Origin of the sequence: Phenylobacterium sp., assembly GCF_036963605.1 — a bacterium.
GTDB lineage: Bacteria > Pseudomonadota > Alphaproteobacteria > Caulobacterales > Caulobacteraceae > Phenylobacterium.
This window is the reverse complement of sequence record NZ_JBALUY010000096.1, coordinates 1-10737: the sequence shown is the minus strand read 5'-3', so window position 1 is coordinate 10737 and position 10737 is coordinate 1. Positions and strand designations below refer to the sequence as shown.

Below are 10737 nucleotides of genomic sequence, written 5' to 3'. Positions count from 1 at the left end.
CGGTCACCGGCCTGCCCACACCGCCTTGAGCGCCCGCTCCCGCCCGCAGCCGACCTTATAGGCCTGGTAACGCGCCGGGTTCTTCTCGGCGAAGTCCTGGTGATAGGCCTCCCCCATCCAGAACCGCGCGGCCGGGCGAATCTCGGTCGCCACCGGCTCGCCCAGGGCCTTGGCCACCTGGGCCTTCACCTTCTGAGCGGCGTCACGCTCGGCGCCCGTCGCATAGAAGACGGCCGTGCGATAGGACGGCCCCTGGTCGCAGATCTGGCCGTCGGGATCGGTGGGATCGATGCGACGGAAGAAACCTGAGGTCAGCTGCTCATAGCTGAGCCGCGCGGGATCATAGGTGACCCGCACCGCCTCCAGGTGGCCGTCATGGTTGCGGTAGGTGGGGTTGGCCCTGGCGCCGCCCGCATAGCCGACCACCACGTCGACCACGCCGGGGATCTGCTCCAGTTCGTGCTCCACCGACCAGAAGCAGCCGCCGGCGAACACGGCCGTGGCGCTCCCTGCAGGCGCCTGGGCCGGCGCCGCCGAGGCGCTGGCCAGCGCCAGCGGGGCGAGGACCATGGCGGCGAGCGTGTGAGTCTTCATCATCGATGCGTCCTTCATTCCGGCCACAGCCGTCTCCGTCACGCCCCCCGATGACCTTACGTAGCAGCCACCTCGAAAGACGCCTCGGTCTTGGCCTGGACCTCATCCAGGCTGACTCCGTCAGCGAGTTCGACGAGGCGCAGGCGCGCGCGGCCGCGATTCACCTCGAAAACGGCGAGGTCGGTGACCACCAGGTCCACCACCGACTGGCCGGTGAGCGGCAGGGAGCAGGCCTTGACCAGCTTGGGCGCGCCGGATTTCTCCGTGTGCTCCATCACGATGACCACGCGCTTGACCCCGGCCACCAGGTCCATGGCGCCGCCCATGCCCTTGACCATCTTTCCCGGCACCATCCAGTTGGCCAGGTCGCCATTGGCGGCCACCTGCATGGCGCCCAGGATGGACAGGTCGATATGGCCGCCACGGATCATGGCGAAGCTGTCGGCCGACGAGAAATAGGACGAGGAGTCGAGCTCGGTGATCGTCTGCTTGCCGGCGTTGATCAGGTCGGCGTCCTCCTCCCCCTCATAGGGAAAGGGGCCCATGCCCAGCATGCCGTTCTCGCTTTGCAGGGTCACCTCGACGCCGGCCGGGATGTAGTTGGCCACCAGGGTCGGGATGCCGATGCCCAGGTTCACATAGAAGCCGTCCTGAAGTTCACGGGCCGCCCGGGCGGCCATCTGGTCCCTCGTCCAGGCCATCAGACTTCCTCTCCGGCGCCGGCGCCCTCGACGGCCCGCGACCGCGTGGTCACCCGTTCGATGCGTTTCTCGAAGGCCGCGCCCTGGAAGATGGCGTCCACATAGACGCCGGGCGTGTGGATGTGGTCCTTGTCCAGCTCGCCGGGCGCCACCAGGCGCTCCACCTCGACCACCGTCTTGGCGCCGGCCGTGGCCATCATCGGATTGAAGTTCCGGGCGGTCTTGCGGAAGACCAGATTGCCGGCGGCGTCGCCCACATCGGCCTTGATGATGGCTAGGTCGGCGGTCAGGCCGCGCTCCATCACATAGAGCTCGCCGTCGAACTCGCGCACCTCCTTGCCCTCGGCCACCAGGGTGCCGACGCCGGTCCTGGTGAAGAAAGCCGGGATGCCCGCCCCGCCGGCGCGGATGCGTTCGGCCAGGGTGCCCTGCGGATTGAATTCAAGCTCCAGTTCGCCGGAGAGATAGAGCTGCTCGAACAGCTTGTTCTCCCCCACATAGGAGCTGATCATCTTCTTGATCTGCCGGTTCTCCAGCAGCACGCCGAGGCCGAAGCCGTCGATCCCGCAATTGTTGGAGATCACCGTCAGGTCCTTCACCCCATGGGCGCGGATCGCTGCGATCAGATTTTCCGGAATGCCGCAGAGGCCAAAGCCCCCGGCCATGATGGTCATGCCGTCGAACAGGAGCCCGTCGAGGGCCTGGACGGCGTCTTTGCGAACCTTGTCTGCCATGGCCCCCTTTTACGCCGCGGCGCAATAGTTGGGAACTGCAAGGAACGCGGGCGGCCGCCTGGCTGCGAAGCCAGGGGCCGCCCACAGGACTTAGCCGATCGCTATCAGCCGTTGGTCAGAGGACGCAGGATGATTTCCACCCGGCGGTTCTGGGCGCGGCCCTCAGGCGTCGCATTGGAGGCCCGGGGCTCCATCTCGCCGCGGCCGGCCACGTAGAGGCGGTCGGGGTTCACCTGGCCGCGGTTGACGAGGTAACCCGCCACCGAGCCGGCCCGGCGTTCGGACAGGGCCTGGTTATAGGCGTCGGCGCCGGTGGAATCGGCGTGGCCAACCACGTCGACCAGGGTCTGGGGATAGGCGTTCAGGGTGCGGGAGACATCGTCCAGCACAGGATAGAAACGCGCCTGGATGTCGGACTGATCGACAGCGAAGGTGACGTCGCTCGGCATGTTCAGGATGATATTGTCGCCCTGACGGATCACGTCGACGCCGGTGCCGGCCAGCTGCTGCCGCAGTTCGGCTTGTTGGCGGTCCATGTAGTTGCCGGCCGCGGCCCCGGCCAGAGCGCCGACGCCCGCGCCGATCAGGGCGTTCTTGCGGCCCTCGGAGCTCTTGTTGGTGTTGGTCAGGTAGCCGAGCGCGGCCCCGCCCAGCGCGCCGGCCAGGGCGCCGGTGCCGGTGTTGTTGCGGACCTGCTGGCCGGTATAGGGATCAGTCGTGGTACAGGCGGCCAGGGCGAAGGCGCCGATAAGGCCCACTGAGGCTGCGGTCAGGTGACGCATGGGGTGTCTCCGATGAATTGTTATGACTACGGCAACGCTAGGCCTCCTTACGAAGTTCCGTTATGGCCGATTTAAGACCCCCTGCTCTCCAGTCCCGCGAGAAGGCCGCCTTTGACCTCTGACTCCATCCTGCCGGTTTCCTTCGCGGCCTATGAGACGGATTTCGATGGCTTCGCCCGGACCCTCGGTGAGTCCTTCACCCGCTATGGCTTCGCCGTGATCAGCGACCATCGGCTGGACCAGGACCGCATCGACGCCGCCCTCGGTTCGGCCAAGGCCTTCTTCGCCCTGCCGGAGGCCGCCAAGCGCGCCTATGTGGTCGGCCAGGGCGGTCAGCGGGGCTACACCCCGTTCGGAGTCGAGACCGCCAAGGGCGAGGCCCACCATGACCTCAAGGAATTTTGGCACATGGGCCGCGACCTGCCGGCGGGTCATCCCTATGCCGGCGTCATGCCGCCCAATGTCTGGCCCGATGAGGTTCCGGATTTCCACGCCGACGTCGCCTGGCTCTATGGCGCCCTGGACGCCATGGGCCAGAAGGTGCTGGAGGCCCTGGCCGTCTATCTCGGCCTGGATCGCGGCTTCTTCGAGCCGACGGTGAACGACGGCAATTCGGTGCTGCGCCTGCTTCACTATCCCCCTACCGCCGGAGACGGTCCGCATATTCGCGCCGCCGCCCATGAAGACATCAATGTGATCACCCTGCTGCTGGGCGCCGAGGAGGCTGGCCTGGAGGTGCTGCGGCGCGACGGCAGCTGGCTGGCGATCAACCCGCCGCCGGGCGCCCTGGTGTGCAATATCGGCGACATGCTGCAGCGGCTGACCAACCACCGGCTACCGTCCACAACTCACCGTGTGGTCAATCCTGCGCCCGAGCGGCGGGGCGTCGCGCGCTATTCGACGCCCTTCTTTCTGCATTTCAACCCGGACTATGAAATCCGGACCCTGCCCACCTGCATCGATGCGGCCCATCCCGACCGCTATCCCGAGCCTCTCACCGCCGACGGCTATCTTCAGCAGCGCCTGCGCGAGATAAAACTGCTGTAGACCTGCAGGAAATTGACGCCCGGCCACAAAAATTTAACCCTGCCCGAGCGAGGCTGGCCGACAACGCAAAAGGCAGATTCACGCGGCCATGGTCGAATATCCCGCCGCTCTCCAGGCCAAGGCCCGCCGGATCGCCGTCATGGGCGCGCTGGACCTGGCGGCGCTCAAGCCGACCTTCGAACGGATCGGCAAGCTGGCCCGCTCGATCATGGGCGGCGGCCTGGGCGATGTGATCCTGATCGATGGCGACCGCACCTGGCACGCCAGCGCTGACGCCGACTTCACCCGACAGATCGATATAGACACCTCGTTCGCCGGCCTCGCCGCCCAGGCGCAGGATGTCCTTTGGGCCGCCGACGCCCGGCTCGACCCCATCCTGGCTCAGCATCCCTATGTGGCCGGCGATCCGGGAGTGCGCTTCTTCGCGGGCGCGCCGATCGTCCTCCCCAACGGCATGGGTCTGGGCGCCGTAGTCGTCGCCGGCCCTGAGCCCCGGGCGTTCGACGACAGCCTGGCGGAGTCCCTTCGCGACCTCGCCGCCATCGCCGCCCTCGAGTGCAGCCGTCACCAGGCGGTCTCGGACCTCGCCCAGGCGCAGATGCGGGTCGATGCGGCCCATACCCTGATGGCCGCCTTCGTGGAGAGCGCGCCGGTGGCCCTGTGCCTCACCGACACCCACATGCGCGTGGTGCAGGCCAGTCCGCTCTGGCGCCAGGAACGCGAGATCCCAGACCCCATTGGGCAGATTCTCTACGACGTGAATCCGGGCGCCGCCCGTTGGCGCCCGGCCTATGAGCAGTGCCTCAAGGGCGAGCCGGCCCACTATGACCGTGTGATGGTGCAGCGGCGCGGCGGCCCCCGTTGGCTGCGGGTGGAGATCGCCCCCTGGCGGGAGACAAGCGGAACTGTCGCTGGCCTGCTGATCATGTCGGTGGACATCACCGACTCCGTCGCGGCCCTGGATGAGGCCCGCAGTTCCGAAGAACGCCTGAAGTTCGCCCTGGAGATCGGCGAGTTGCAGATGTGGGAGATGGACTATCGCCGCGGCACCTTGACGGCGGCCGGGGCCCGTTCGGTCCACGCTGGCGCCACATTTGAGAAGGTGAGCCGTCACATCTGGGACGCCGTTCATCCGAAAGACCGTCCTCGCCTGATGGAGGCATGGGAGCGCCATATTCAAGACGGCGCCGCGTTCCACGAAACCTATCGGCTGATGCCGCCCGGCGAGGGCGAGCCGCGCTGGACCACTGCGGCGGCCAAGGCCTTCAAGTCCGAAAAGGGCCGTATCGAGCGGATCGTCGGCGTCATGCGGGATGTGGACCAGCAACGCCAGTCCGAACTGGAGCTGCTGCAGGCCAAGGAGGAGGCCGAGGCCGCCAACCGCGCCAAGAGCGAGTTCCTGGCCAATATGAGCCATGAGATTCGCACCCCCCTGAACGGCGTCATGGGCGTGGCCGGCGCCCTGGCTCGAACCGACTTGGCGCCCCGGCAGGCCGAGATGGTTCGGCTGATCGAAACCTCCGCCCAGACCCTGGAGGCGCTGCTGAGCGACATCCTCGACCTGGCCCGGATCGAAGCCGGTCGCCTGGAGCTCCGCCCCGAACCCTTCGATCTGGCCGCCTCGGTCGACGCCTGCGCCGCCCTTTTCGCCCCGAGCGCGGCGGCCAAAGGGCTCGACTTCCAGGTGTCGATCGCACCGGAGGCCTGCGGGGCCTATGAGGGCGACGCCGCACGCCTGCGCCAGATCCTGTCCAACCTGCTTGGCAATGCGGTGAAGTTCACCAGCCAGGGCGGGGTGCGCCTGACGGTGAGCGCCGAGCGTGGGGAAACCGTCTCGCGACTGCTGTTTCGGGTGGCCGACACCGGCATTGGCTTTGACGAGGCGACGCGGCGGCGATTGTTCAGCCGCTTCGAACAGGCCGACGGATCGATCACCCGCCGCTTCGGCGGCACTGGGCTTGGCCTGGCCATATCCCGCTCTCTGGCCGAGGCCATGGGCGGGGCGCTGAGCGCGGTGTCCCAGCACGGCCAGGGCGCCACCTTCACCCTGGCCCTCGACCTGCCCCGCTGCGTCGGCGGTGTCGAGATGTGGGACGCCAGCGCACCGGAAGCGGCCGACGCGCCGCCCCTGGAGGGCATGCGCGTCCTGCTGGCCGAGGACCATCCCACCAATCGCCGGGTGGTGGAACTGATCCTCGGCGCGGCCGGGGTGGACCTGACCTGCGTCGAGGATGGCGCCCAGGCGCTGGAGGCCTGGGCCGCGGGCGCCTATGACCTGTTGCTGATGGACATGCAGATGCCGGTCATGGACGGCCTGACCGCCATCGCCGAGATCCGCCGCCGTGAGCTGGTGGAAGGGCGCGGGCGCACCCACATCCTCACCCTCACGGCCAACGCCATGCCCGAGCATGGCCAAGCCTCGGCCGCCGCCGGCGCCGACGGCCATGTGACCAAGCCGGTCACGGCCGAACGCCTGCTGGCCGCCGTGGATGAAGTCTGGTCGGGATTGCGTCGCGAGCCTGCAGCGCCGACCAGGCCGACCGCCGCCCAGGGCTGACTGCCCTGGACTGACCGGGTCAAGGCTCAGGACGGAAAGCCTGCGACCGCCCGCCAGGCGGCCGCCTTCAGCCCCTATTTGGTGAGCCGCAGGTTGTCGATGGAGCCGGCGATGGCGTCGAAGGCCGCGCCGAGCTGGGAGACATTCTGGACGTCGAAGAACTTCTCGGAGTCGGTGGCGCAGGTCTTCAAAAGCTCACTGGAGCCGGTCTTCACCTCGACCCGCACCGTATAGAGCACGATGTCCTTGGCCTTGATGTTCTGACACAGCAGGCGCAGGCGATCGTCCATCTTGTCGCCTCGATAGCTGGACGACCCAGAGGTGATCCCGAGCAGGTCCTGCCAGATGTAGCCTAGGCCGCTGTAGGTTGAGCCGTTGTCGTTGCTCTTCGAGCTATTCACATTGTCGCCATCCGTCATCAGGATGATGATCTTCCGGTGGTTCTTGGTCCCATAGGCCACGCCGTCGGCCAGGGGCGCGTTGGGCGACAGCGTATGCCAGCCCCAGACCAGGCCCATGGGGATGTTCGTTTCGCCTACCGCCTTCATGGAGTCGATCGCGCTCTTCAGTGCGGTCATGTTGGTGGTGAGCGGCACGATCGGCTCCAGGTCGCAGCCGGCGTTGGGGCCGCCACTACTGGGCTTCTGATTGTTGTATTTACTGACGTTTCCTTGGCGCTCCCGGCTGGCGCCGGAAGTCTTATCATCGAGATAATTATTGTCGTAGGAGTTCCACCACGAGCCATTGTCCGGCTCATCCGGTGCGAAATAGGGGACGAAATAGCTGTCGACATTGGACGCGTAGGGGGCTGTGTCCTGCACGTCGAACGGCTGGCGCCGGCTTTCGACGCAGCCCCCCCAGACCTGTCCGCCCTTCATCGACTTCAGGACGGCGAAGCGGTCAGTGTTGCTGGTGGTGAAGATGTCGACGCCCTTGGCGCTATGACCCCGCGCGCGGCTGTCCAGCCAGTTAGGAATGCCCGGGCCGGTCCGGGTCGAGGTGTTGTAATTCTTGACGCTGACGTTTTCCGCCACGCGGATGGTGCTGGAGAACGGCACCAGGGAAATCTGGATCGGATCTTCGGCCGTGCTGCGCGCACCGGCGGCCTCGAGCTTGTCCACCAGATCCTTGGCGGCGGTCTTCAGGGTCGAGAGCTTGGTCCCCGACATCGAGCCGGTGTTGTCGAGCACCAGGGCCACTTCCAGCCGGTCCATGGCCCGCAGGACCTCGGCCCCGGCCTTGACGTTGCTATGCTCGAAGAAGCCCGCGGACACGGCCATGGGGGTCATCTCCGCTGAGCCCACGACCTTGGGGCCGTCGAGCACGAAGCTGGAGGTGATCAGGGCCGAGCCCGGGAAAGACGACAGGTTGGCCTGCAGCGCCCGCTGGCCGATCTCGTTGATCTCCTTCTCGGTCTGGGCCGAGGAGCGCGCCGCATAGAGGGCTGCGGCGTCGAGGGCGTCCTGCAGCTTCTGCTTCTGGTTGGCGGCGATGTAGAGGTCGAAGACACCGAGCGTCAGGGGCGCCAGCAACACCAGCGCCACGGCGAAAATGATCGCCGCAGCCCCGCTCTCGTCGCGGGCTCCGGATTTCAGGCGGGCGGTCAGGCCCTTGAGGATAGAGGTTCGCACGTCTGCGCCCCGCTCGGTTCTCTAATGGGTGTCGAGCAGGCATGATGGCGCGTCAGGGTAAACGAACCCTCCGCACAAGACGGTAAACGAAAGACGACCGCCCAGGCCCTGCGGCCCGGGCGGCGGACGCCCTCAGGAGATGGGCGGCGGGGCCCTCACCAACCGCACTGTTCGCCCCGGTTCTGTTCCGTCAGCCAGGTGTTCAGTGGCGCGAAATAGGCCGCCACGGCGCTGGCGTCGGTCTGGCGCTGGCCGGTGAAGGCTTCCAGCGCGTCCGGCCAGGGCCTGGACTGGCCCATCTCCATCATGGTGTTGAACTTCGCCCCCATCTCGGCCTGATCATAGACCGAGCAGCGATGCAGCGGTCCCTGCCAGCCGGCCTGGGCGCAGGCGGCCTGGTGGAACTGGAACTGATAGATGTGGGCCAGGAAGTACCGCATGTACGGCGTGTTTCCAGGGATGTGGTACTTGGCCCCCGGATCGAAGGCGTCAGCCGGCCGGTCCCCCGGCGGCGTGATCCCCTGGTACTGGGTCCGCAGCGCCCACCACGCGTCGTTATAGGTTTCCGGCGTGACCTCGCCTGAGAATACCTGCCAGCGCCACTTGTCGACCATCAGGCCGAACGGCAGGAAGGCGATCTTGTCCAGGGCGGTCTTGAGCAGGAACGGGATGTCCTCCGCTTCGCCGGGCGCGGTTTCCAGCAGGCCGATCTGCTGCAGGTAGGTCGGCGTCAGGGAGGAAAGCGCGGCGAAATCGCCGATCGCCTCGTGGAAGCCGTCATTGGCCCCGCCCTTGAACAGATAGGGCTGATCGGCATAGGCCCGCTGGTAATAGTTGTGGCCCAGTTCATGGTGAACGGTGAAGAAGTCCTCGCCGTTCACCCGGGTGCACATCTTGATCCGGATGTCGTCCTTGCCGTCCAGGTTCCAGGCCGAGGCGTGACACACCACCTCGCGATCCTCCGGCCTGGTGATCATCGACCGCTCCCAGAAGGTCTGCGGCAGCTGCGCGAGGCCCAGCGACGAGTAGAAGGCCTCGCCGGTCTTGACCATGCGGGTCGGGTCGTAGCCCGCCTTCACCAGCAGTTCGTCCAGGTCGTAGCTGGAACGGACATCGGCCGGGGCGACCACGTCGTAGATATTGCCCCAGCTCTGCGCCCACATGTTGCCGGTCAGGTCGGCGCGGATCGGGCCGGTGCGGGGCTGCACGGCGTCGCCATAGCGATCGTTCAGCCGGGCCCGCACATAGCAGTGCAGGTTCTTGTAGAAGGGCTCGACCTGGCTCCAGAGGCGATCGGCCTCGCCGGCGAAGGCGTCGGGATTCATGTCGTACTTGTCACGCCAGAGCGCGCCGGCGTCCTTGTAGCCCAGGCCCTCCGACCCTTCATTGGCCAGGGCGACCAGCTGCGCATAGTCATCCCGCATGGGCGGCGACACCGTGCGCCAGCCCTCCCAGACCGCCTTCAGCTCGGCCGGATCGCGGGACTCCCGCATGATCTCCTCGGCGTCGTTGAGGGTGATCGTCGCGCCCTTGTGGCTGAACTTTCCGGTGGAATAGGTGGAGTCCAGCCGGGACTCCAGGCGAGCCAGCTCGGCCGCGGCGCCGGCCCGGTCCGGGGCGGGCAGGGTGAGGTAGAGCTTCAGCAGCTTCAGCTTGCGGGCCGTGACCGGATCGACCTCGACCCCGTCATAGCGGGCCGCCTGCATGGCCAGCTGGGTGGCCAGCTCCTTTTCCTCGCCCACCGCCTTGGCTTCCAGCCACTGGGTGTCCTCGGTGATGTAGGTGGCCCGCACCCAGGCGGACTTGGCCACATAGAGGCTGAGCGCCTCCAGCTGCGCCTCGGCTTCTTCGATGAAGGTCTTGGCTTGGGCCGGCGTGGGTTTCTGGGCCGAGGGCTGAGCCTGGGCTACGCCAAGCGCGCCGAGCCCGATCAGGGCGACCGCCGTGGCCGCCAGGAGTTGGGATTTCATGCGACAATGCTTCCTTGAGACGCGCGCGACGCGGGCGCGCGGATTGGCGCCGATGCAAGCCCCCGCCGCTGGCGGCGTCAAGCCGCGGGCGCCGGCCAGCGCCTCGCGCGTTTGACCAGCACCCCGCCCGACCAGATCGAAGGAGACCCCATGTCCGGACAGGCATCCCCACAGGCCCTCGCCAAGCTGGGCGCCGACCTCATCATCGAACAGGCCCTGGTCGATGGCCGCTGGATCGCAGGCTCCGGCGAGCCCATCGTCGTGGAGGACCCCTCCGAAGAAACGCGCCTGGGCTCTGTGCCCAGCCTGTCTGGCGAAGAGGTGGAGACGGCGATCGAGGCCGCCGCCCGCGCCTTCCCCGACTGGGCCGCCCGCAAGGGTAAGGCCCGGGGCGACATCCTCAGCCGCTGGGCCGAACTGGTGACCGCCAACGAGGAGGGCCTGGCCGCCCTGATCTCGCTCGAGAACGGCAAGCCCTGGAAAGAGGCCCTGGGCGAGGTCCGCTACGCCAACTCCTTCATCACCTGGTTCGCCGGCCTGGCCGAGCGCCTGGACGGCCGCGCCATCGAGAGCGCCAAGGACGAGGACCTGATCCTGGCCTTCCGCGAGCCCGTGGGCCCGGTGGCGGCGATCACGCCGTGGAACTTCCCCGCCGCCATGATCACCCGCAAGGTGGCCGCCGCCTTCTGCGCGGGTTGTACGGTGGTGCTGAAGCCCGCCT

The 10737-nt window shown here is 67.3% G+C and carries 9 protein-coding genes; 3 read left to right on the top strand and 6 right to left on the bottom strand.

Features of this window, described 5'->3' with window-relative positions:
* Window positions 1-3 precede the first annotated feature (3 nt).
* From msrA to V7702_RS15070, 4 genes are all read right to left on the bottom strand, one after another.
* On the bottom strand, window positions 4-594 hold the full coding sequence (gene msrA / locus V7702_RS15085) for a peptide-methionine (S)-S-oxide reductase MsrA (RefSeq protein WP_335650910.1): 591 nt from the start codon (window positions 592-594) through the stop codon (window positions 4-6).
* A gap of 56 nt (window positions 595-650) precedes the next feature.
* The gene (locus V7702_RS15080) at window positions 651-1295 is read right to left on the bottom strand and encodes a 3-oxoacid CoA-transferase subunit B (protein ID WP_335650909.1); all 645 of its coding nucleotides are present in this window, start codon (window positions 1293-1295) and stop codon (window positions 651-653) included.
* Complete coding sequence (locus V7702_RS15075) at window positions 1295-2029, bottom strand: CoA transferase subunit A (RefSeq protein ID WP_335650908.1); 735 nt, start codon at window positions 2027-2029, stop codon at window positions 1295-1297. Before V7702_RS15075 ends, V7702_RS15080 begins: the two co-directional genes overlap by 1 nt.
* A gap of 104 nt (window positions 2030-2133) precedes the next feature.
* The gene (locus V7702_RS15070) at window positions 2134-2811 is read right to left on the bottom strand and encodes an OmpA family protein (protein WP_335650907.1); all 678 of its coding nucleotides are present in this window, start codon (window positions 2809-2811) and stop codon (window positions 2134-2136) included.
* A 111-nt stretch (window positions 2812-2922) separates the two neighbouring features.
* Between V7702_RS15070 and V7702_RS15065 the strand changes: the two genes are divergently transcribed.
* Window positions 2923-3858, top strand: a complete 936-nt coding sequence (locus tag V7702_RS15065) for an isopenicillin N synthase family dioxygenase (RefSeq protein ID WP_335650906.1) — start codon at window positions 2923-2925, stop codon at window positions 3856-3858.
* Window positions 3859-3946: 88 nt separating this feature from the next.
* Complete coding sequence (locus V7702_RS15060; RefSeq protein ID WP_335650905.1) at window positions 3947-6415, top strand: ATP-binding protein; 2469 nt, start codon at window positions 3947-3949, stop codon at window positions 6413-6415.
* A gap of 74 nt (window positions 6416-6489) precedes the next feature.
* On the opposite strand, the gene V7702_RS15055 is transcribed toward V7702_RS15060, so the two are convergent.
* On the bottom strand, window positions 6490-8046 hold the full coding sequence (locus tag V7702_RS15055) for a pilus assembly protein (protein ID WP_335650904.1): 1557 nt from the start codon (window positions 8044-8046) through the stop codon (window positions 6490-6492).
* Window positions 8047-8201: 155 nt separating this feature from the next.
* Complete coding sequence (locus tag V7702_RS15050) at window positions 8202-10016, bottom strand: M2 family metallopeptidase (RefSeq protein ID WP_335650903.1); 1815 nt, start codon at window positions 10014-10016, stop codon at window positions 8202-8204.
* A 150-nt stretch (window positions 10017-10166) separates the two neighbouring features.
* Between V7702_RS15050 and V7702_RS15045 the strand changes: the two genes are divergently transcribed.
* Window positions 10167-10737 (top strand): aldehyde dehydrogenase family protein (locus V7702_RS15045; protein ID WP_335650902.1); only part of this gene is annotated, 571 nt, incomplete at its 3' end.